The sequence below is a fragment of the Thioclava sp. DLFJ5-1 genome (genome assembly GCF_002020115.1).
GTDB classification, from domain to species: domain Bacteria; phylum Pseudomonadota; class Alphaproteobacteria; order Rhodobacterales; family Rhodobacteraceae; genus Thioclava; species Thioclava sediminum.
On record NZ_MPZU01000001.1, the window covers coordinates 785,484 to 807,704 of the forward strand.

Here is a 22,221-nt window from a genome sequence, read left to right on the forward strand (position 1 = left end):
GGCGATCATCCCGCGCGCGCCCCAAGGCAGGGTTAACGCGCGCGAGAGAGTTCATGCGATTTGAGATAAATCGGTCCGGGTTCAGCCCGGCGTGACCGTGTTGTCGGGTTGCCAAGGTGCGCGGCCGGACGCATCCACGGGCAGCGACAGCGCCGCCCCATCCGTTGCCCCCGCCGGATCGAGCGGCGGAAACTGCGCCATCCGTGTCGCCACCCGGCTCGCGCACAGCCGCCCGCCGCGGTCGTTGAGATGGATCAGAAGATCGCCCCCTGCCTCGACCGCGAGATACCAGCCGCGCGTCGCGAGATTGATGCCGCTCTCGCCCCAGAGATCGATCAGCGGAATGCCCCAACGATCAGCCACGCGCGCATGCACCGCGTTGCGCTCGAAATGGCCCTGCGGCCAGTCGAGCGTCCCATCGAAGGACCAGAAAGCCTGCGGCTCGCGCACGATGAACAGCCGATGATCGGGCTGCGCCGCGAAGCCGCTCGCCACAAAATAATTGGCGATCATCGTGTGCCACAGTCCTTCATAGGTCACGATATGCCCGGTGCTCAGCGGCGCCGAGAGGAAGGCCGCCGCGCCATCCGCGGCGTTGCGCGCCTCGAACTCGTCCTGCTCGGCCTCGGTCATGATCCGGTCGCAGCTATAGGCGGTGCCGGGTTGCGGAAGGTGGTAGACCGCGCGCGCCTCGGCGCTGCCGGTATTGCGATGCTCATAGAGGATATCGAAGCCCGGCTGCGTGCCGGGAGTCGTGAAATAGGCCCCGGCTTGCGTCGCCGCGAGGCCCTCGGCAGGTTCTGCGAAGCTCCCCACGGAGAGCGCCGCCGCCTTCGCCGCCAGCCCTGCGATCTGCGCCCCATCGAGCGCGAGGGTCTGATACCCGGCATTCGCCAGATCCGTCACCCCGTCATTCGCGCCGAGCCAGAAGATCGTCGCCGCACTCCGGGCCCGGATATCCGCGCTCAGGCCCAGCGTCGTCGTATTCCCGGCGCTGGCGTCGCTGAAATTGATCAGGTCGCTCGCGAGCCCCGCCATATAGTCGCGTGAGAACATACCCGTCACAGCCTCGCCCGGCTTGGGCTGCAAGGTGCCGCCCGAAATTCCGCGCACCGAGTGCCCTTCGAGCGCCAGCATCTCGCGCAGATGCGGTTGCCACATCACCTGCGAGACCAGCGAATGACCCAAGGTGATGACCCGCTTGCCCGCCCAAGGAGAGCGCAGCGCCTCTGCCATGTCCGCAAGATCGGCGCGGGTCGCCTGCCCCGCCTGCTGCGCGTAGCCCGTCTGGACCGCACGCACCGCGTCGAAACTGATCGCCTGCGCGGTCTCGGGCAGCGGATGATAGGGGGCACCAAGCCGCGCCAGCGCCTCCGCCACCTCTGCCTCGCTGAGGTCGAAAGCAGGCTCCCCGGCCACGCCCAGATCGACCAGCATGAAGCAGCGCAGCGTGAGCTTGAGCGACAGGGTCAGGAGGTTCTGATCGCTCCCGTCGCGCGGGCTCGCGAACTCCATATAGGGATTGCCGCGCGTGGCGCTCGTCTCGGCGGTGAAACACCGCGCGACACGGTGGCGGATCGGCGCACCGCTCTCGCCCACCTGCACGCGCAGCGCGTCCATCGCCGATCCGGCCGTCGATTGCAGCACGAAGGGACGCCAGCCGAGCGTGTGGATACCGCTTGCGGCGACATCGCCCTCTGCGTCGAAATCGGCGTAAAGCGCGTAGCGGTGCCCCGCGACCAGTTCGACGCCCGCGCCGGGGACGTCCTTGTAGATCAGCATCGCGCCGAAGCTTTGCCCCGACAGGTTGCGCGCGACCTCCGCGCCCTCGAGGGCCCAGTTTACGGTGTCCGCCCCCGAGATGGCCCATCCCGCAGCGCCGTCACGAAAGTCGTTACCGCCGAAGACCGAGCGCATTTCTGTAAAACTCCGCGCCGCCAGCGCCTCGGTTGACGGGTAGCTCGCGACCTCCTCGGCGATGCCTCCGACCGCGTGACGGTAGAGCGTCGCGAAACGCGCGCCCTCGCCCGCCACACTGAAATGCGCGCCTTCCGCCGTGGCCCCGAGCCCGTCGGCAACGCTCGCATGAACTCCGCCGCTCAGCATCGCCGCATCACGCGCCAGTTCCGCCGCCGCCCGGCTTTCCGCAGCGGACGCGCTGGCCGCCGCCGTCGCCGTCGCCCCTGCGCCCGCCGCTTGTGCCCCGGCCTGCGCCGCTTCCGCCCAGGTCTGTGCGCTTCGCGTCCCCGGACCGCCCGGGTCCGCGCCCTCCGCCCAAGCCTGCGCCAGCGCGACATAGACCGCGCTCGCCTCCGAGGGCGGCGTATCTGCGGGCGCTTCCTCGGGGGCTGCACCGATACAATTGCCGAAACTCTCGCTTGGCGCATCGGGCACACGGGCCAGAAACTCCCAATGCAACTCCCACGCGTCACCGAAACAGGTGCCGTGATAGTCGCCCGCAGGCAGGTCGATCGCGAGCGCCCCCTCCGCATCGGTCTGGGCCGAGACGACCCTGGGCACCCGGACCGTGACTCCGCCTTGCTCGACGGTCGAGACGATTCCGCCCAGCCGCTCGAAGCTGACGGTGCAATTGGCGCAGATGATCCCGTCGGGGGATGTGACGATTCCGGTGATATGGCAGGTCATGCGATCCTCGCTCAGGGTAAGCCACTGTCGAGGGATAGGATCAGCAAGAGGCCCTACCGAGCCTTGAACCGAGCGCACGGCGCCCGCCCGAGCCCATCAGGCATTTGAAATCAAATGAAAACCAACAAAGCGAGAGACATACAGGCCTGCGCGCGCATCTGCGCTGCAACGTGAGATTTTCGATCTAGGGGATACCCGCCTCGGGTCTGTCAGGTTTCTCTTCAGGAGAGAAATGGTGCGGTCGAGAAGACTCGAACTTCCACGGGAGTTACCCCACAGCGACCTCAACGCTGCGCGTCTACCAATTCCGCCACGACCGCACTGTCTAGGCTTGGTGTGGCGCGTATTAGCCAAAGGCTTGGGGGATGAAAAGGGGGTATTTCGGGATTGGCGAGAATTTTTCGCATTCGCGCTCTTGCCGTTGCGACAGGCCGGGCGGTCCCGGCCTGCGCAGGATGCAGATTATTGCGGTGCTGCGGTTTCCACGAGTTCCGCGGCCTTCGCCGCAAAGCTCGGCAGCGCCATCGCGGGCTTCGGCGCGGTGGCGGCGTCGGCGCGACCGTTCATCATCAGGGCCGCCTTGCGGATCAGACCGCTGCGCTCGGGCTGCGCGGGGGCAAAGACCGGCTGCGCCGAAAGCGCGTTCTCGTACCAGCCCATCGCGAGATCGGGGCGCTCAGTCGTGCCGATTCCCTGCATCAGGTGATGGCCGACCAATTCGTCATAGGCGCCCTCGCCCAGACCGCCCAGAACCAGCGCCGAGCCCAGCGCCACATCCATGTCGTCGGTGCGGTAGCCGACCGACAGGCAGACCTTCGCGGTGCCCGATAGCTGCGCCGGGCTCATCCCCGAGCCGTCGATGAAGCTTTTCACCTTGGCAAGCGTCGCCTCGCGCGGGGTGGTTCCGACAGCGGCCACTTGCTCGGAGAGAAGCGCGCCGAAATCGCGGCATTGCGCGGCGATCTGTTCGGGCGAGAAGCCCCCGATATTGGCCTCGAGCTCCGCGCCTTCGTCCAGCGCATAGCCGCGTGCGAGGCAGAACTGCTCGCCCAGGGCCTGCCCCGGATCGGTGAGCGACGCCTCGGTGGCGAAGCCGCCATTGGACGAGGTGACGAGACTGGTCTTCGCGCAGAAAGACGCAAGCGACACCGGCACCGGTTCCGTAACCGGCGCGGGTGCAACAAAGGACGGCATCGCGGGCGCCGGCTGCGAGGCCATCTGCGTCGCGAAGGACGGCGCGGCTGGCGCCGGAGCAGGCGCAGGCGCGGCAGCCGTTACCGGCGCGTTGCTCTGGGCGCTCGCGCCGGTCTTCTGGCACGTACCCGCCTGACAGGTGAACATCGCAGGCGTCGCGTTATAGGCTTGGAAGTCGTTGCGCGAGAAACCACTCGGCGTCGAGGCGAAGACCCGCACCGCACAGCTCTTGTCGTTGCACCAGAAGCCCGGCCCCAGAACCGACGTGTCGAGCAGATAATCGGTACGCCCGTCATTGTTCAGATCGGCCAGCTGCACGAAGCCAGACCGCGCCATCAGCTGCTGCGGCTCCACGTTGGAGCTGCGTGCGATTTCGAACACGGCCTCGGAGATCTGCGGCGGCAAGCCTCCGATCGAATTTCCGGCATAGGTCGATTTCCCCGTGCCCAGCATCTGCTCGCGCGTCTGCAAGAGAAGCCCGCGCATCCCCTGCGGATGGGTCGAGATCGTCTGCGTGACTGCAGCGCCGCCCAAGCTCGCCTTCTGATACGACGTGGTCAGGATGGTGCGCTCCAGATCGGTCAGCTTGCCCGTGATCGGGAAATCCATGAAGGCCTGATATTGCGAGATGCCCGCGCGCGAGTTGCGCCCCAGCACCCCGTCCGGCGTACCGACATTCCATCCGAAGTGATTGAGTGAGACCTGCACTTCGCGATTGGCCTCGCGCTGCGCCGACGACATGGTCGGCTTCTTGTAATAGGTGCGCTTCGTGACCCTGCGCGGCTGACGGTTGGCCTCGTTCACGATCGCGCCGCCGATGATCCCACCGATCACCCCGCCTACGATATCCGAGCCGCCCGCCAGCGCCGACCCTGCCGGTCCGCCCGTAGCGACAGCGAGCGCAAGACCCGCCAGAACGAACTTGTGTTTCATCCCTGAACCCTCCAATCAAATAACTTCCGGTCTTGCCTGTTGCCCCGCAAATTCCATGTTTCTGCACGACAGGACCGGTCGGAATGTGACCGGCGCGGGGGGTGCGCGACCTTACCAATAGGTCAAGTTTGCGCTCCGAATCGGTGATGTGGCAAGGAATATTGACGCCGGGTGAGGAATTCCGGCGGGTGAGGTTAAGAAATGGTCGAATGGCGCGTAAGTGACAGCCCGGTCCCCTATCATGAGGCGCTGGCCGTCATGGAGGACCGCGTGGCCAAGATCGCCTCGGGCGAGGCCGAGGAGATGATCTGGCTTCTCGAGCACCCGCCGCTCTACACGGCGGGAACCTCGGCCAAGCGCGAAGATCTCGTCGATCCCGACCGTTTTCCCGTCTTCGAGGCCGGGCGCGGCGGCCAATACACCTATCACGGCCCCGGCCAGCGCGTCGCCTATGTCATGCTCGACCTGAACAAGCGCGGGCGCGACGTACGCTGCTTCGTGCGCCAGCTCGAGGATTGGGTGATCGCTGCGCTCGACGAATTCAACGTGAAGGGCGAGATTCGCGACGGTCGCGTCGGCGTCTGGGTTCAGCGTCCCGACAAGCCGAAGGCGGCGGATGGCAGCCTGCGCGAGGACAAGATCGCCGCGATCGGGGTGAAGCTGCGCAAATGGGTCAGCTTCCACGGCATCTCGATCAATGTGGAGCCGGACCTGACGCATTTCGAGGGAATCGTGCCATGCGGGATTCGCGATCACGGGGTGACCAGCCTCGTCGATCTCGGCCTGCCGGTCGAAATGGCCGATCTTGATCTCGCGCTACGTGCGACATTCTGTCGCATTTTTGTGAGTAAACTAAATGCGACCTCAGAAGTTTAGTGGACACATAGGCAATCATGCATGTTAGAACGCCCTTCAAGGCAGCGTGACTGCCCTGTGAAAGCCGGGTCGGGAGGGCCCGAGCTTCGTCTCAAAATGAACAAGGAAGACGCGATGAAACTCAGCCTTATTGCCATGATCACCGCCGTCACCGTTGCGAGCCCCGCGCTTGCGCAGGACGTCGAGAAAGGCAAAAACGAATTCAAGCGGTGCAAGGCCTGTCACTCGATCGTCGCCCCCGATGGCACTGCGATCTACAAAGGCGGCAAGGTCGGCCCGAACCTCTACAACGTGATCGGTCGCAAGGTCGCATCCGTGGATGGCTATAAATACAAGGACGGGATCAAGGAATACGCCGATACCGGCGCCGTCTGGACCGAAGAGCTGCTCGCCGAATACATCACCGATCCGTCGAAGTTCCTCGAGGAGCAGACCGGCGATCCCAAGGCGAAATCGGGCATGGCCTACAAACAGCGCAAGGACCAGGCAGACATCGCCGCTTACCTCGGTTCGGCAGAAGTGTCGCCCGACGCGCCCGCGTCCTGATCGCGACATAAACGCATCACGCGTTCGTTGGCGGACCCTTTAGGGGGTCCGCTTTTTTTGTGCCAGCGTCGCGGATTCGCAACGCCCGCGCGGCGCCACCCCGACGCTCGCACAGCCCGCAAAGGGCGTGAGATCACACATCACTCACGCCTGACAGAGCTGCGACATTTTTTCACGGCTGCGTGTGCAGAATTCTTGCCCTGCCATCGAAATATTCATAACCTCCGTTCATTCAGGCCCAAAGGGACGGGAGACCCGGGTCTGACGGGAGAAATGGGAGATCACTATGGCGGACGCAGCCGTTCACGGCGAGGGCGCACATGACACGCGCGGGTTCTTTACCCGTTGGTTCATGTCGACCAATCACAAGGATATCGGGATCTTGTATCTCTTCACCGCAGGCGCGGTGGGGCTGATCTCGGTCCTGTTCACAGTTTACATGCGCCTCGAGCTGATGGAGCCGGGCGTGCAATACATGTGCGCCGAGGGCGCGCGCTTCATCGCTTCGGCCGAGGAATGCACCCCCGACGGGCACCTCTGGAACGTGATGATCACCTATCATGGCGTCCTGATGATGTTCTTCGTTGTCATTCCGGCGCTGTTCGGGGGCTTCGGCAACTACTTCATGCCGCTCCAGATCGGCGCGCCGGACATGGCGTTCCCGCGGATGAACAACCTAAGCTACTGGCTCTATGTCGCGGGCACCTCGCTCGGGATCGCTTCGCTGCTCGCCCCCGGTGGCGGTGGCGGCGCAGGCTCGGGCGTGGGTTGGGTGCTCTACCCGCCGTTGTCCGTGAACGAGGGCGGCTATTCGATGGATCTCGCGATCTTCGCCGTGCACGTCTCGGGCGCCAGCTCGATCCTCGGCGCGATCAACATGATCACGACCTTCCTCAACATGCGGACGCCGGGCATGACGCTGCACAAGGTGCCGCTGTTTGCCTGGTCGATCTTCGTGACCTCCTGGCTGATCCTGCTGTCGCTGCCGGTTCTGGCGGGCGCGATCACCATGCTGCTGATGGACCGTAACTTCGGCACCACCTTCTTCGATCCGTCGGGCGGCGGCGATCCGATCCTCTATCAGCACATCTTGTGGTTCTTCGGACACCCCGAGGTCTACATCATCATCCTGCCGGGCTTCGGCATCATCAGCCACGTCATCGCGACCTTCTCCAAGAAGCCGGTCTTCGGCTACCTGCCGATGGTCTATGCAATGGTGGCGATCGGCGTGCTGGGCTTCGTCGTCTGGGCGCACCACATGTATACGGTGGGCCTGTCGCTGACCCAGCAGAGCTACTTCATGGTGGCGACGATGGTGATCGCGGTGCCAACGGGCGTGAAGGTGTTCAGCTGGATCGCGACGATGTGGGGCGGCTCGATCGAGTTCAAGACGCCGATGCTCTGGGCGATCGGCTTCCTGTTCCTGTTTACCATCGGCGGCGTGACCGGCGTGGTGCTGTCGCAGGCGCCGCTCGACCGGGTCTATCACGACACCTATTACGTCGTGGCGCACTTCCACTATGTGATGTCGCTTGGGGCGGTGTTTGCGATCTTCGCGGGCGTCTACTTCTGGATCGGCAAGATGTCGGGCCGCCAATACCCGGAATGGGCCGGTAAGCTGCACTTCTGGATGATGTTCATCGGGTCGAACCTGATCTTCTTCCCGCAGCACTTCCTGGGCCGTCAGGGCATGCCGCGCCGTTACATCGACTATCCGGAGGCTTTCGCCACCTGGAACTACATCAGCTCGATCGGCGCGTTCATCTCGTTCGCCAGCTTCGTGTTCTTCATCGGCATCGTGTTCTACACCCTGTTCAAGGGTAAGCGGGTCACCGAGAACAACTACTGGAACGAGTATGCCGACACGCTGGAGTGGACCCTGCCCTCCCCGCCGCCGGAGCACACTTTCGAGGAGCTCCCGAAGCGCGAGGATTGGGATCACGCCCACGCGCACTAGTGATCTAGATCTCCTGATAACGAGAACGGCCCCGGAGCGATCCGGGGCCGTTTGCAAAAGGGCGAGAGGTTGCAGGAAGGACCGGGCGGATCATGCCCTATCGCTGGACAGATACCGAAGGCCAAACCATGGAGGCGCCCCGCTCCGAGGCGGCGCCCCTGCCCGATCAGCTGCACCTGTGGCCCTACCGTTCCCTGCCGCGCAAAGGCTTCGTCTTCTTCATCGCGGCCACGGTGGTCATGGTCAGCCTGCCGCTGCTGTCGCTGCTGGGCCATGTGGAGCTGTGGGGGCTGCTGCCCTTCATCGCGCTCGCCATCGCAGGCGTCTGGTGGGCGATCTCGCATAGCTATCGCACCGGGGAGGTGCTCGAGGTTCTGACCTTCAACGGGCCGGACCTGCACCTGATCCGCCACGAACCGGGCAAACCCTCGCGCGACTGGGCGGCCAATCCGCATTGGGTGCAGGCTGATCTGCATGGAAAGGGCGGGCCGGTCGAAGCCTACCTCACCCTGCGCGGCGGCCCGCGCGAGGTGGAGATCGGCGCCTTTCTCACCCCGGAAGAGCGCCGCCAGCTGCACCGCGAACTGGTGATCCGGCTTGCTGCCGCACGTGCGCCTGTCGCGCCCTGACCACCGTGAAATTCACTTCGAGATACCGACCCCCGGCGCGGCCACGGGCAGGCACTCATACTGACCTTCGATCTTCAACGCGGCTTCACGCGCCCAGGCGTCGCTGTCACGGTTGACCTCTTGCGCGGCGGAACTCGCCCCGGTTCCGGCTTCCAGAGCGGAGACCAGCGTCTCGGCGAACCTGTCGCCGTAGCTTTGTATTTCGGCCTCATAGGCGGCATGGGCCTTGCGCGCGCGAGCCTTGGTGGCCCTCGGCGTGTTGCCCGGCGCGCAGAGATAGCTCACCTCGCCACCCAAGGCAGAGGAATTGAAATGATAAAGCGTGCGGTCGGGATAGCTCCGCTTCAGATCATGCAGGCCCGGTTCCGGGACACATCCCGCCAGCCCGACAACCGCCCCAATCACGGCCAATCCCGAAAGACGCCCCATCCATTTCTCCAAACACATTACTCGTCACTAGACATCAGGCACAGCCTTGGCGGCACCGCTCAGTCGTCCTTGGTGTCGGGCAGGCCTTCGCGCTTGGTGCTCGCGATGTCTTCAAGCTCGCTTTCGGACATGCTGTCATACATCTCCTTCGACGCGCCCTGAAGATCGCCGACCTTGGTCTCGCCGCGCTTGGCGGCGAGCGCCGCGCCCGCTGCTTTCTGCTGTGCTTTCGATTGCGCCGGCATCGCCCTCTCCTTTGACAAACGCTCAAAAGAAAACGCCCCACAAGGGGGCGCTGTTCCCAGTCTCGAGAGACCCAAATCAGATCAGGAGGCGAGACGATCCTTCACCATCGGGCCGGCCTTCGAGAAATCCATCTGTCCGGTGTATTGGCCCTTCAGCTCGCCCATCACGCGCCCCATGTCGCGAATCGATTCCGCGCCGAGTTTCGAGATGGCGGCTTCGATGGCGGCATTCACCTCATCTTCGCTCAGCTGACGCGGCAGGAAATCCTCGATCACGCGGATCTCGGCCTGTTCCTTCTCGGCCAGCTCCAGCCGGCCGCCCTCTTCATAGGCGCGTGCGCTTTCCTGACGCTGCTTCACCATCTTTCCCATGATCGCAAGCACTTCGGCGTCGCCGACAGTGCCCTCGCCCTCGCCTTCGGCGCGCATCGCGATCTCGCGGTCCTTGATGGCAGCGTTGACCAGTCGCAGCGTCGAGAGCCGCTCCTGATCCTTTTCCTTCATCGCCGCTTTCAACGCGGCGGCGATCTTATCGCGCATTTGCATCACATCGTGTCCCTACTTCAGTGAAGGCGCCAGAATAGCGGCATTGCGAAACGCGCACAACATCCGCAAGTCATTGATAAATAAGCAATTCGTAATTATCTCATGGCCTCTTGACCCCCGCGTTCAGCGCGTCTAGGTTCCGGCGAATTTTGACATCGGGGAGTCGCGCCATGCCTGCAAGCCAGTCCGCATCGGAAAAGCCCACTGCGTTGATCGCGCTCGCTGATGGATCGCTGTTTTACGGGAAGGGTTTCGGCCGCCCGGGCGAGACAGTGGCCGAACTGGTCTTCAACACCTCGATGACTGGCTATCAGGAAATCATGACCGACCCCTCCTATGCGGGTCAGGTGGTGACCTTCACCTTCCCCCATATCGGCAACACCGGCGTGAACCCGGAAGATGACGAGACGAACGATCCCGTCGCCGCCGGCATGGTGGTAAAATGGAATCCGACCGAGCCGTCGAACTGGCGCGCGGCCGAGACGCTGGTCGAGTGGCTCGAAAAGCGTGGCCGGATCGGCATCGGCGGCATCGACACCCGCCGCCTGACTCGCGCGATCCGCCAGCAAGGCGCGCCGCATGTCGCGCTCGCCTACAACCCCGATGGCGTCTTCGACATCGAGGCTCTGGTGCGCAAGGCGCGCGAATGGTCCGGGCTCGAAGGGCTCGACCTCGCGAAGGACGTGACCTGCGCGCAAAGCTACCGTTGGGACGAGATGCGGTGGGCCTGGCCCGAGGGTTACAAGAAAGCCGAAGGCAACGATCTGAAAGTGGTCGCCATCGACTACGGCGCAAAGCGCAACATCCTGCGCTGCCTCGCTTCGGCTGGCTGCGACGTGACCGTGCTGCCCGCGACTGCGACCACCGAGGACGTGCTCGCGCTCGAGCCCGATGGGGTCTTCCTGTCGAATGGTCCGGGCGATCCGGCGGCCACCGGGGAATATGCCGTGCCGATGATCAAGGGCATTCTGGAAACCGAGCTGCCGGTCTTCGGCATCTGCCTCGGCCACCAGATGCTGGCGCTCGCGCTTGGCGCGAAGACGATCAAGATGAACCACGGCCACCACGGGGCGAACCACCCGGTGAAGGACCTGACCACCGGCAAGGTCGAGATCACCTCGATGAACCACGGCTTCGCGGTCGACAGCCAGACCCTGCCCAAGGGCGTTTCGGAAACCCACGTGTCGCTCTTCGACGGCTCGAACTGCGGGATCGCCATATCCGATCGCCCGGTCTTCTCGGTGCAGTATCACCCCGAGGCGAGCCCGGGCCCGCAGGACAGCTATTACCTTTTCGAGCGCTTCGCGACCGCGATGCGCGCGCGCAAGGTGTAAGCTGCACTCCGACCAATCGCTCGCCGTGATGCCTAACCGGCCCCGGCGGGCGTTAACACCATGTTAACCAAGCGTTCGCATTCTGCCCTGCGGGACAGATGCGAGGATTGGCATGGGCGGCGCGCGGCGACAGCTTCTCGAAATACCGGCGGCGATAGCAGAACCAGCGGAACGTGCGCAGCGCGCTTCACCGGCGAATTCGTCTGGCGCGCTGGTGCGATCCAAGCGTGATCCGCTGGGCACGCCCGACCGCAAACCCAGCCGTGCCGACCGACCGCCTTTGGGGCAAATCCTGCTGGAACGAGGTGCGATCGACCCGGGCGATCTGCTCAAGGCCGCAGCATTGCGGCAACGCGAGGATGTGCGGCTGGGCAACATTCTTTTGGCCAATGGCTGGGTGCGCGAGGCCGATCTGCTAGCTGCCTTGGCCGAGCAATGGCACGCCTCGGTCGTCGATCTGCAGGCCTGCCCGCCCGATCCACGTCTGATCGACGCTGTCGGGGCGGAACTGTGCCTGAGGCATGCGATGGTGCCGTGGCGGCGCGTGGGCGGCGTAACCCTCATCGCGACTGCACGGCCCGAGGATTTCGAAGCGCTGCGCGACGCCCTGCCCGCGCGCCATGCGCCCTACAGGCTGGTGCTGGCGCCGGAACGCTGCATCCATGACAGCTTGTTGGCCCGCCGCCAGACCGCCCTGATCCGCCGCGCCGAGATCAAGGTCGACCCGGCCGAGAGCTGCCGTGACCATAGCGAAAAGCGTGCAAGCCGGATTGCGGCGGGGTTTCTCGTGGTGACGGGTCTCGGCCTGTGGCTCGCACCTTCTCTCCTGATCGGCATTCTCTTCGCATGGGTGATGCTCACGCTCGTAGGCTCCATAGCGCTCAAACTGGCCGCTTTCGCGAGCGAACTCACCGCCCGCCGCCGTCCCGCCCCTGACCCGTGCGACCGTAGCGCGCCAAGGGGCCGGCTCCCGATCATCTCGATGATGGTCCCGCTTTTTCGCGAAACGGACATCGCCGCACGACTGGTCGAACGGCTCGGCAAGCTGCGCTATCCGCGCGAATTGCTCGACGTGATCCTCGTCGTCGAGCAGACCGACGCAATGACTCTGGCAGCCCTTTCCGGCGCCGATCTGCCGCGCTGGATGCGGGTGGTCACGGTGCCGGACGGGCCGATCAAGACCAAGCCGCGCGCGCTCAACTACGCGCTGAACTTCTGCCGCGGATCGGTGATCGGGATCTGGGATGCCGAGGACGCGCCCGAACCGGATCAGCTGCAGATCGCCGCCCAACGCTTCCTCGCGGCCCCACCCGAGACCGCCTGCCTGCAAGGCATCCTCGACTATTACAATCCGCGCACCAACTGGCTCGCACGCTGTTTCACCGTGGAATATGCGACATGGTTCCGGATGTTCCTGCCGGGGCTCGCGCGGCTCGGTTTCGTCGTGCCTCTGGGCGGCACGACCCTGTTCTTCCGCCGCGACGCGCTGGAGAAGCTGGGCGGCTGGGACGCCCATAACGTGACCGAAGATGCCGATCTCGGCGTGCGCCTCGCGCGACACGGCTACCGCACCGAATTGATCCCGGCGGTTACCTACGAGGAAGCCAACTGCCGCGCTGTGCCCTGGGTCAAACAACGCTCACGCTGGCTCAAGGGCTATGCGATGACCTGGGCGGTCCATATGCGCGATCCCGTGCAGCTCTGGCGCGATCTCGGAACGAAACGCTTCATCGGGGTGCAGATCCTGATCCTCGGATCGCTCTCGCAATACGTGCTGGCCCCGGTGCTGTGGAGTTTCTGGCTAGCGCTGTTCGGGGTCTGGCATCCGATTGCGAGTGCCCTGCCCGACCCGGCCTTCGCGCTTGTCATGGCCACCTTCCTCCTGTCGGAGCTGATCGCGATCACGACCTCGGCCTGGGCCTGCCGCGGTGCGGAACATCGCCATCTGATCAAATGGGTTCCGACGCTGCATCTCTATTATCCGCTGGGCGCGCTAGCGGGCTGGAAGGCGCTGTATGAGTTGGTCGCGCGGCCCTTCTACTGGGACAAGACGAGCCACGGCATTTTCGATGCCCATAGCAGCACAGCGCCGGACAGCGCGCAGCACAGGCTTCTCGAGGAAATCGCAGCCGCACAGGCCGGGGCAAAGCCCGGACCGCAGCGTCTGGCGCATGCGCCGCTTATCGGCTGATCAGAGCGCCTCGGCCCAGTGGCCCGCCGTGCCGTGATGCGCAGCGTCGAGCGTGAGACGCGTCTCGAAGGCCCGCGAGATATGGGCGCGCAGCGCCGAGGCCGCCGCATCGCCATTGCCTTCGCGGATCGCATCGACAATCGCCTGATGCTCGTCGAGCGCCGCCTCGCCCCGGCCCTTCACCGCAAGCGAGGTGGTCGCGAGAAGCGCCATCGAGCGATGCACGAGGTCGAGCTGCTGGACGAGGTAACGATTATGCGAGGCGAGGTGAATTTGGTGGTGGAACCGGCGATTTGCCCGGCTCAGCGCCTCCGGATCGTCGAGTTGACCACGATCCTCGTCGATCATGTTCTGCAGCACGCGGACCTCTTCGGGGGCCGCATGTTTCGCCGCCAGTTGCGCGGCCAGCGCCTCCAGCTCGGCGCGCACGATATAGAGCTCCGCCAGCTGGTTGTGATCGAGCGAGGCCACGATCAGCGACCGCCCGTCGCGGGCCAGCATTTGCTGGGTTTCCAGCCGCTGCAGCGCCTCGCGCACCGGGGTGCGTGACACTCCGAACCGCTCCGCCAATTCGGATTCGACCAAACGGTCCCCGGGGCGGTAAACGCCTTCGTCGATGGCGTCGAGTATGAGAGTGTAGGCGTCTTTTTGCATGCAACCTGCTTTCGCGTTCTGCCAGAGATTAGGCGCGGGCCGCCCCCGGTGACAAGCAGATTGCACCTGCGCGCCCCGCGACCTAGCTTGCAGCCCATGACAGACAGCTCCGCGCCTGCCCCCGCCTCCGCCACCCCTGCCGACCGCGATCTCGCCGCCGAGTTCGCGCATGTCGACGCCTGGGTGTTCGATCTCGACAACACGCTCTACCCGCCAGAGGCGCGGCTCTTCGACCAGATCGAAGTGAAGATGACCGATTTCGTGATGCGCTCGCTGGGCGTCGATCGCGCGCGGGCCGACCATCTGCGCAACCACTACTGGCAGCTTTACGGCACCACGCTGGCGGGTCTGATGCACGAGCACGACGTGGACCCGGCCCCCTATCTGCACGAGGTGCACGAGATCTCGCTCGACCATCTGATGGTGGATGAGGCGCTGCGCGAAGGTATCGAAGCCCTGCCGGGCCGCAAGATCGTCTACACGAACGGCTCGGCCCCCTATGCGACGCGGGTGATCGCGGCGCGCGGGCTGACCGGGCTGTTCGACGGGGTCTATGGCGTCGAGCATGCCGAGTTCCATCCCAAGCCGCGCGCCGAGGCCTTCGACCGGGTTTTCGCGCAAGCCGGGATCGCACCCGACCGCGGTGCGATGTTCGAGGACGACGCCCGCAACCTGCGCCATCCCCATGCGATCGGGATGAAGACCGTGCATGTCGCCCCCGCTCCCGCGCCAGAGGATCACATCCACTATCACACTGCCGATCTCGCTGGGTTCCTGCGCAAAATCACGCGCGATTGAAGGGAAAGTGACGGCGCTGCGACAATATGGCACGGCTTCGCATCTTTATCGGAGCGAGATGCATCTTTAAGTCACGGTGGCCTGTCAGGGAGACAGCAAACGGGAGAATCGATTATGACCATGACGACCGCCGATTCCGGCGTTGCGGCCTATGTGGCCGATCATTCCGAAACCGAGCACAAGCAGATTTCGCCGGCTTTCATGTTCACCCTCGCGCTTGTCGTCGTGGCTCTGGCCGCGGGCATGGTCGCGATCATGGGCCTTGGCGGCCTGATCCTCTGGGCCGTGGGCGCCACCTGGATCATGCTCGCCCTCATCGTGGTGATGACCGCAGGCGGCTGACGTCGCATTAGAAGAATTCTCGCCCTTGGCGAACACGGCCCGGATCCGCGCGATCCGGGCCGTTTCTTTTTGCGCCCCGCATTGCCGGACCTGCACGCGCTCGGCTTGCGTTTCGCTGTGTCGCCGCGTCGCATCCCGGCGGCGGATCATTGCACCTGCCCGCGCCGGAGGGCAAAGTGGCACGGACATTGACGGAGGCGCCCCATGGCCGAGACCCGCACACCCATCGACACCGATATCCTGATCTCCGGCGGCGGCGTCGCCGGTCTGACGGCAGCCGCAGCCTTCGGGCAGGCGGGCTTCACCACGATCTGCGTCGACCCCACGCCGCCGGTCACGGAAGAGGCGGCAGAGGGCGCGGATATGCGCTCGACCGCGTTCCTGCGCCCGTCGCGCGAGGTGCTGCAGGCGGCGGGTATCTGGGATCGGCTCCTGCCCTATGCCGCGCCGCTGCAGATCATGCGGATCGTGGATGCGGGAGGCGAAAGCCCGACCGCGCGCCTGACCCGCGATTTCGACGCGGCCGACCTGTCCGACGAGCCCTTCGGCTGGAATTTCCCGAACTGGCTGCTGCGCCGCGAGCTGGTGGCCGCGCTGGCCGATAACCCGCTCGTCGATTTCCGCCCCGGCGTCGCGACGACCGGCCTCGTGACCCGCGAAAGCGGTGCCGAGGTGACGCTCTCCGACGGCACCCATGTGCGCGCGCGTCTCGTGATCGGGGCCGATGGCCGCAATTCCTTCGTGCGCGAAGCGGCGGGGCTTGGCGTCAAGACGATCCGCTATGGCCAGAAGGCGCTGGCCTTCGCGGTCACCCACCCGATCCCGCATGACAACGTCTCCACCGAAATTCACCGCTCGGGCGGGCCTTTCACGCTGGTCCCGCTGCCCGACCGTGACGGCAAATCCTCTTCGGCGATCGTCTGGATGGAGCGCGCCGCCGAGGCCGAACGCCTCGCCACGCTGCCCACGGAGGAATTCGAAGCGGCGATCATGGAACGCTCGACCGGGCTTCTCGGGCCGCTGAAGCTGGAAACCCGCCGTGCGGTCTGGCCGATGATGACGCAGATCGCGGATCGGTTCTCGGGCCAGCGCGTGGCCCTGATCGCCGAGGCTGCGCATGTCATTCCACCGATCGGCGCGCAGGGGCTGAACATGAGCCTCGCCGATCTCGCCTGCCTTCTGAAGCTGGCCGAGGAAGACCCGGTGCATCTGGGCGAGGCGAAGATGCTCGATGCCTATCACCGCCGCCGCTGGCCGGAGGTGAAGGCGCGCGAAGTGGGGATCGACCTGCTCAACCGCGCCTCGATGGTCGAAGCCCAGCCGCTGCGCGACCTGCGCGCTGGCGTTCTGGGCGCGCTCTATTCGCTCGGGCCGGTGCGCAAGACGCTGATGAAGGCGGGTCTTGGCGTGCGTTAAGCGACTGACTGGCGCGGCTGCAACCACGGCCCGCGCCAGAACCGCCGCATCATCATCGCCCCTGCCGAGGCAAGGCCAAGCACGAGGCCGAGCCAAAGCCCGACGCCGCCGAAATCCAGCGTGAAGGCGAGAAAGTAGCTGGCCGGGATACCGATCAGCCAATAGCTCGCCACCGCCATCCACATCGGCACGCGCGTATCCTGCACGCCGCGCAATAGGCCCAGCGCCATCACCTGCATCAGGTCGAACAGCTGAAAGATCGCCGCGACCATCAGGAAGCGCACGCCGTAAAGGACGATCTCCGGGGTGGCGGGATTCTCCGCGTCCAGAAACAGCCGCGTGAGCCAAGGACCGGCGAAGACGAAGACCGCCACCGTCAGCAGACCGAAGCCCACGGAGAGCCCTGTCACCACCCGCGCCCCGTCACGCAGAAGGCGCGGGTCACGTTTCCCATGCGCCCGCCCTGCCCGCACGGTGGCCGCGTTCGACAGGCCGACATGCACCATGAAGGTGATCGAGGAGACCTGCAGCGCGATCCCGTGCGCGGCGAGTTCAATCGTGCCGATCCAGCCCATCATCAGCGCCGAGGCCTGAAACATCGAGCCTTCCGCCACCGAGGTCAGCCCCACCGGCAGGCCCATTTTCGCGACGATCCAGAAGGCCTCCCAATCGGGCCGCCAGAACCGCTGGAAGAGCCGGATATGGGTCAGGCCCGGCGCACGCGCGGCATAAATCGCCTGCGCGACAAGGTTCAGCACCATCGCGCTCAGCGAGGCGATGGCAGCCCCCCGCACGCCCAGTTCCGGCGCGCCCCAATTGCCGAAGATCAGGATCCAGTTGACGCCCGCGTTCAGCAAAACCGCCCCCAGCGTGATCCAGAGCAGCACCGCCGTGCGCTCCTGCGCGGACAGATACGAACGGATCACCATCATCGCGAGGCCGGGCGCGAGCGCGAAGCCGAGGATGCGCAGGTAATCTTGTGCGAGCGCCGCGATCTCGGGCTTCTGGCCCAGCATCTCCAGCACCGCGCCGGAATTCCAGAAGACCGGCAGCATCGCGAGCCCGAACAGGATCGACAGCCAGATCCCCATCCGGGTGTCGCGCCGCGCCTGCACCTCGTCATCCGCACCCAAGCTTGCCGAGACGCGCCCCATCACCGCCAGCGCGATCCCGTTGCCCAGCATGAAGATCGAGAAGAAATAGGAGGTGCCCAACACCAGCGCTGCCAGCGCCTCGACGCCATACCAGCCCACCATCACCGTATCGGTCACGTTGAGCAGCATCTGCGCGAGGTTGGAGCCGATCAGCGGCAGACCCAAAGTGAAGATCGCCCGCACGTGGCGGGCGAGAGGCATCGCTTGGTTTTGCGGCTGAGGCGGTGGCGCGCTCTGGGATGGGTCGGTGCTCGTCATGGGCGAGCGCTAGCCCCGCCCGACGCGGCGGTCAAGAGAGCGGTTACTCGCCCACTTCTTTCTTACCCGTAATCATCGGCTTCACCAGGTTCACACCCTTCCACGTCCGGTAATAGACGATGGCCGCGATATGGATACCGACGACGATCAGCAGCAGGGTCGCCACGAATTCGTGGATTTTCGGCGCCCAGCTCGTGCTGATGCTGTCGGGCACGGAGCCCGCAAGGGGACCGACATTGATGTAATCCTGCGGATCGGAGGTCAGCCCGGTCACGACCTGCACGATCAGCAGCCCGAGCATCACAAGAACCGACCAGCCGCCCAGCGGATTATGCCCGACATGGCCGGAGCTTTCCTTGGATGGCAGGTGGCGAAGATAATCCGCCACCGCCTTGGGTCCATAGAGGAAATGCGAGAACCGCGCCGTGCGCGACCCCACGAACCCCCAGATCAGACGCACCGCCAGCAGCCCCGCGATCGCGTAGCCGGCATAGAAATGCCACGTCATCTGGTTCGGCCCCCATTCCCCGAGGCCCCAGGCGGCGGCAAAGGCCAGCACCAGAAGCCAGTGGAACAGACGCACGACAGGGTCCCAGACCGTGACGGTTTTCTTCGCGGGGGAGGCGGCGGTGTCTTTCATTCTGCGTTACTTCGAACGGAACTCGTCATGGCAGCTCTTGCAGGTGCCGCCGAGCTTGCCAACCGCCGGCTGCAGCGTCTCGAGGCTGCCCGCCGCATCGGGCATTTCCGCCGCGGCCTGATGGAGGGCGTCCGCCTTTTCCATGAACAGGTCCATGTTCGACCAGATTTCCGACTTCGCGTGGGTCTCCATCATGTCGTCGACCGAGGTGCCTTCGACGAAGAGCGGCGAGATATCGACCTTCGCGAGCGCCGCGATGTTGTTGGCGGCGGTCTGTGCCTTGGCGGCGTCGAAGTCCATCTTGCCCTGCGCCATCGGCGCGAGCACGGCCATCTGGGCGCCGAGCAAATCGAAGAAACCTTGGCGCGCTTCGACAGCGTCTTTGGGCGACTGCGCGAAGGCGGCGCTGGCGGCGAGGGTGAAGGTCAGGGCGAGGAGAGGCTTACGCATGTGGAACTCCAATCTGCGATGGCAAGAAACGTACAGGTTTGAGGTTACACGCATTCGTGTCAATCCGAAGACACTCCTATGTGCGCAGGCACACATTTCCCCTACCGGGACGATAGGGAGGCACCGGGTCTTAGGCAGGTTCCGGCCTATTGCCGATCGAACGCGCAAATCGCCTAGAAATCGCACTTAAGTTGCGACGGAACGTCAGGCACCCCGCGTATAAGCCGCGCGAAACCCTGACTTTATGCCGAAATCTGCGGAATCAGCGCTCGGGTTTGCGGGCGACGAAATCGATCAGGGCGGCGCGGCCGGAATGGCCCGCGCCCTCGTCGAGATCGGCATCGTAATCGGCCTGATGCAGCACCTCCCAGCGCGGGAAGGCGTCGCGCAGGAGATCGAGATCGTAGAGCTGCTCCACGACCCCCGGCCCGCCGGTCCCGTAGCGCGGCTGGCGTCGCGCGAAGCCGTGGATCAATGCGAGCCCGCCCGGTTTGAGCGCGGTCGCGATGCCGTCGAAAATCTCCGCCCGAAAGGCGGTATCGGCGAATTGGATGAAACAGGCGAGAACGGCGTCATATTCGCCGCGTGGCCAGTCATAGCCGCGAAGATCGGCGTCGATCGTCTGCATCGACACGCCCCGCTCCTGCGCCAGTTCAGCGGCCTTGCGGCGCGCGTTTTCCGACGGTTCGAGGGCTGTGACCTGCACTCCGAGGCTGGCGAGATAGGTGCCGTTGCGCCCTTCGCCGTCAGCGATGCTCAGAAGCCGCGCCCCCGGAGCGAGACGCCATGCCTGACGCGCCACGAAATCCGCCGGGGTCGTGCCATAGAGAAATTCTTCTCCGGCGAATCTTTCGTTCCAGCCCATACTCTCCTCCGGTTGTTACCCTTCACATGGAATGCAACCGGCGGAGGGACAAGCCCCACCGGTCACCGAAATCGCCATCGGCAATCACATGCTCAGGATTTGGTCACGCGGCGCTGATCGGGATGAAGAGATGCGCCAAGAATATGCTCGGACGAATGCACGACATGGCTCGCATGGCCCACGATCAGCGGATCGGGCGGAGTTGCGATCGTGGGATCCTTGTCGGGATAGTCCAGCGTCGACAGGAAATGCTTCATGCAGTTCAGCCGCGCGCGCTTCTTGTCGTTCGACTTCACGATGGTCCATGGCGCATCGGCGGTGTCGGTGTAGAAGAACATCGCCTCTTTCGCCTCGGTGTAATCGTCCCAGCGATCGAGGCTCGCCAGATCGATCGGCGACAGCTTCCAGCGCTTGAGCGGATCGGTTTCGCGCGATTGGAAGCGGCGGCGCTGCTCCTCGCGGGTGACCGAGAACCAGTATTTGTAAAGCCGGATGCCCGAGCGCACGAACATACGCTCCAGTTCCGGGGTCTGGCGCATGAATTCGAGATAATCGTTGGGCTTACAGAACCCCATCACGCGCTCCACGCCCGCGCGGTTATACCAGCTGCGATCATAGAAGGTCATCTCACCCGCGGTCGGCAGATGCTCGACATAGCGTTGGAAATACCACTGACCGAGTTCCTCTTCCGAGGGCTTGTTGAGTGCGACGACCCGGGCAAAGCGCGGGTTGAGATGTTCGGTGAAGCGCTTGATCGTACCGCCCTTGCCCGCCGCATCGCGGCCCTCGAAAAGGATCACGAATTTCTCGCCGCTCTCCTGCGCCCATTTCTGGACCTTCAGCAACTCGGCCTGAAGCTCCGCCTTTTCTTTCTCATAGGCGGCGCGCGCCATCTTGCGCTTGTAGGGGTATTTCCCGGTCTCGAAAGCCAGCCGCACCGCACTGGGATCGACGCGCGGGAAGCTCTTCGGGCCGGTCGTCTTCGGCTCTGGCGGGGTGATCGCGGGATGCGCCTCGGCGGGATCGATCGGCTTGACGACAGCCTCTGCCTTCCCGGCTGCGGCCTTGGCCGGTTTCGTCGCGTCGCTCATGAGCTGATCTTTCATGCGTATCCCTCCGTTGGCTGAACCTTGCGGAGCATCGCGCAATCCCGCGTGATGTGCCTTGATACGCATCAAAAACCCGTGTCTGCTGGGCCTCCGTCGGCAAAAACGCCACAAAATCGAGCGAAACGAAGGAACGGACATGATCACGATCTACGGCAACTATCATTCGCGGGCGAGCCGGGCGCTGTGGTTGCTCGAGGAGTTGGGCCTGCCGTTCCGTCTGCGCCGAGTCGTGCAGGCGAACCGTTTCAAGGATCCGCTCGCGCCGGAGGTTCCGCTCAACACCCGCTCGCCCGAATTTCGCAAGCTCTCGCCGATGGGCGCGATCCCGGTGCTGGAGGAAGACGGGCTGATCTTGACGGAGTCGCTCGCGATCAACCTGCATCTCGCACGTAAGGCGGGAGGGCCGCTCGCCCCTGCGCACGAGCGCGAACTGTCGCAAATGGAGCAATGGGCGCTCTTCGCCGCGACCTGGATCGAGACCGACGCGCTCGCGCTGAGCTTCGTCTATCGCCGCAAGGAGCAGGACACGCCCGAGGGCAAGGCCGAGATTGCTTCTCTATGCTCGAAGCTCGCCCGACCGCTGACCACGCTCGAGACCCATCTGGAGACGCATAGCCATATCGTGGGCGGCCGGTTCACCGTGACCGATCTCAATCTGGCCGAGGTTCTGCGCTACGGACAGGACCACCCGGATTTCCTCGCCCCCTACCCGCGCCTGCAAAGCTGGATCAAGCTGTGCCAGAGCCGGAAAGCCTTCCGCGCGATGTGGGAGAAGCGCGAAGCCGAGGCGGTTTGATTCGGCGAACCTCGCGTCGCGCCTAATTCGAAAGGTGTATGCGAAGACGGCGCGGATACGCACTCTGCTCAAGCGATGGGCAGGCGCTCAACCCAACTTCGCCTTTCAGTCAGGTCTCCCTGACCAAGTGGTCGGGTTTTCCGCAGCGGGGTGAATTCCTCTTAGCAATGCAGCTTCCCTTACGTCATTTTGTCGGGGTGAAGAGGGTTCGAG

At 64.6% G+C, this 22,221-nt stretch carries 21 protein-coding genes and 1 tRNA gene; 10 read left to right on the forward strand and 12 right to left on the reverse strand.

Annotation, left to right across the window (positions count from 1 at the left end; translation table 11 throughout):
* Positions 1-81: 81 nt before the first annotated feature.
* From BMI86_RS03815 to BMI86_RS03825, 3 genes are all read right to left on the reverse strand, one after another.
* On the reverse strand, positions 82-2,646 hold the full coding sequence (locus BMI86_RS03815; RefSeq protein ID WP_078539819.1) for a hypothetical protein: 2,565 nt from the start codon (positions 2,644-2,646) through the stop codon (positions 82-84).
* A 233-nt stretch (positions 2,647-2,879) separates the two neighbouring features.
* Positions 2,880-2,966 (reverse strand) — tRNA-Leu (locus BMI86_RS03820).
* A 142-nt stretch (positions 2,967-3,108) separates the two neighbouring features.
* On the reverse strand, positions 3,109-4,773 hold the full coding sequence (locus tag BMI86_RS03825; RefSeq protein WP_078539820.1) for a peptidoglycan-binding domain-containing protein: 1,665 nt from the start codon (positions 4,771-4,773) through the stop codon (positions 3,109-3,111).
* 201 nt (positions 4,774-4,974) lie between these two features.
* On the opposite strand from BMI86_RS03825, the gene lipB reads away from it, so the two are divergent.
* The 4 genes from lipB (at position 4,975) to BMI86_RS03845 (ending at position 8,781) form a co-directional block, all read left to right on the forward strand.
* Entirely contained in the window at positions 4,975-5,649 is a 675-nt protein-coding gene (gene lipB, locus BMI86_RS03830; protein WP_078539821.1) for a lipoyl(octanoyl) transferase LipB, read from the forward strand.
* Between the two features lie 114 nt (positions 5,650-5,763).
* Positions 5,764-6,195: a c-type cytochrome gene (locus BMI86_RS03835; protein WP_078520032.1), complete on the forward strand. Its 432-nt coding sequence runs from the start codon at positions 5,764-5,766 to the stop codon at positions 6,193-6,195.
* 286 nt (positions 6,196-6,481) lie between these two features.
* Positions 6,482-8,152, forward strand: a complete 1,671-nt coding sequence (ctaD, locus tag BMI86_RS03840; RefSeq protein WP_078539822.1) for a cytochrome c oxidase subunit I — start codon at positions 6,482-6,484, stop codon at positions 8,150-8,152.
* Between the two features lie 92 nt (positions 8,153-8,244).
* Positions 8,245-8,781, forward strand: coding sequence for a DUF2244 domain-containing protein (locus BMI86_RS03845; RefSeq protein WP_078539823.1), 537 nt, complete (start codon positions 8,245-8,247; stop codon positions 8,779-8,781).
* Between the two features lie 12 nt (positions 8,782-8,793).
* On the opposite strand, the gene BMI86_RS03850 is transcribed toward BMI86_RS03845, so the two are convergent.
* The 3 genes from BMI86_RS03850 to BMI86_RS03860 all read right to left on the reverse strand — a co-directional run bounded on the left by BMI86_RS03850 (position 8,794) and on the right by BMI86_RS03860 (position 10,001).
* A complete protein-coding gene (locus BMI86_RS03850; protein WP_078539824.1) occupies positions 8,794-9,210 on the reverse strand; it encodes a hypothetical protein in 417 nt (138 codons plus the stop codon).
* A gap of 59 nt (positions 9,211-9,269) precedes the next feature.
* On the reverse strand, positions 9,270-9,455 hold the full coding sequence (locus BMI86_RS03855) for a DUF3008 family protein (RefSeq protein WP_078539825.1): 186 nt from the start codon (positions 9,453-9,455) through the stop codon (positions 9,270-9,272).
* 81 nt (positions 9,456-9,536) lie between these two features.
* Entirely contained in the window at positions 9,537-10,001 is a 465-nt protein-coding gene (locus BMI86_RS03860) for a GatB/YqeY domain-containing protein (RefSeq protein ID WP_078519770.1), read from the reverse strand.
* A gap of 170 nt (positions 10,002-10,171) precedes the next feature.
* Here BMI86_RS03860 and carA point away from each other — a divergent pair, with 170 nt between their 5' ends.
* Together carA and BMI86_RS03870 are read left to right on the forward strand one after the other, a co-directional pair.
* Positions 10,172-11,335 (forward strand): glutamine-hydrolyzing carbamoyl-phosphate synthase small subunit, encoded by a 1,164-nt coding sequence (gene carA, locus BMI86_RS03865; RefSeq protein ID WP_078539826.1) that lies wholly within the window; start codon positions 10,172-10,174, stop codon positions 11,333-11,335.
* A gap of 214 nt (positions 11,336-11,549) precedes the next feature.
* Positions 11,550-13,526: a glycosyltransferase family 2 protein gene (locus BMI86_RS03870; protein WP_246831618.1), complete on the forward strand. Its 1,977-nt coding sequence runs from the start codon at positions 11,550-11,552 to the stop codon at positions 13,524-13,526.
* Here the strand turns inward: BMI86_RS03870 and BMI86_RS03875 are convergent, their stop codons facing one another.
* Complete coding sequence (locus BMI86_RS03875; RefSeq protein WP_078519773.1) at positions 13,527-14,180, reverse strand: GntR family transcriptional regulator; 654 nt, start codon at positions 14,178-14,180, stop codon at positions 13,527-13,529.
* A 96-nt stretch (positions 14,181-14,276) separates the two neighbouring features.
* Between BMI86_RS03875 and BMI86_RS03880 the strand changes: the two genes are divergently transcribed.
* The 3 genes from BMI86_RS03880 to BMI86_RS03890 all read left to right on the forward strand — a co-directional run bounded on the left by BMI86_RS03880 (position 14,277) and on the right by BMI86_RS03890 (position 16,736).
* The gene (locus BMI86_RS03880) at positions 14,277-14,978 is read left to right on the forward strand and encodes a pyrimidine 5'-nucleotidase (RefSeq protein WP_078539828.1); all 702 of its coding nucleotides are present in this window, start codon (positions 14,277-14,279) and stop codon (positions 14,976-14,978) included.
* A gap of 114 nt (positions 14,979-15,092) precedes the next feature.
* Positions 15,093-15,320, forward strand: coding sequence for a hypothetical protein (locus BMI86_RS03885; RefSeq protein WP_078539829.1), 228 nt, complete (start codon positions 15,093-15,095; stop codon positions 15,318-15,320).
* Positions 15,321-15,524: 204 nt separating this feature from the next.
* Positions 15,525-16,736, forward strand: coding sequence for a UbiH/UbiF family hydroxylase (locus tag BMI86_RS03890; RefSeq protein WP_078539830.1), 1,212 nt, complete (start codon positions 15,525-15,527; stop codon positions 16,734-16,736).
* Here the strand turns inward: BMI86_RS03890 and BMI86_RS03895 are convergent.
* The 5 genes from BMI86_RS03895 to ppk2 form a co-directional block, all read right to left on the reverse strand.
* A complete protein-coding gene (locus BMI86_RS03895) occupies positions 16,733-18,091 on the reverse strand; it encodes an MATE family efflux transporter (protein WP_078539831.1) in 1,359 nt (452 codons plus the stop codon). The two genes, BMI86_RS03890 and BMI86_RS03895, sit on opposite strands and share 4 nt — an antisense overlap.
* Before the next feature lie 100 nt (positions 18,092-18,191).
* Positions 18,192-18,788, reverse strand: a complete 597-nt coding sequence (locus BMI86_RS03900; protein WP_078539832.1) for a cytochrome b/b6 domain-containing protein — start codon at positions 18,786-18,788, stop codon at positions 18,192-18,194.
* A 6-nt stretch (positions 18,789-18,794) separates the two neighbouring features.
* The gene (locus BMI86_RS03905) at positions 18,795-19,238 is read right to left on the reverse strand and encodes a cytochrome c (RefSeq protein WP_078519779.1); all 444 of its coding nucleotides are present in this window, start codon (positions 19,236-19,238) and stop codon (positions 18,795-18,797) included.
* Between the two features lie 262 nt (positions 19,239-19,500).
* A complete protein-coding gene (locus tag BMI86_RS03910; protein WP_078519780.1) occupies positions 19,501-20,103 on the reverse strand; it encodes a class I SAM-dependent methyltransferase in 603 nt (200 codons plus the stop codon).
* 92 nt (positions 20,104-20,195) lie between these two features.
* Complete coding sequence (gene ppk2, locus BMI86_RS03915) at positions 20,196-21,209, reverse strand: polyphosphate kinase 2 (protein WP_078539833.1); 1,014 nt, start codon at positions 21,207-21,209, stop codon at positions 20,196-20,198.
* Between the two features lie 139 nt (positions 21,210-21,348).
* On the opposite strand from ppk2, the gene BMI86_RS03920 reads away from it, so the two are divergent.
* The gene (locus tag BMI86_RS03920) at positions 21,349-22,008 is read left to right on the forward strand and encodes a glutathione S-transferase family protein (protein ID WP_078539834.1); all 660 of its coding nucleotides are present in this window, start codon (positions 21,349-21,351) and stop codon (positions 22,006-22,008) included.
* Positions 22,009-22,221 lie beyond the last annotated feature (213 nt).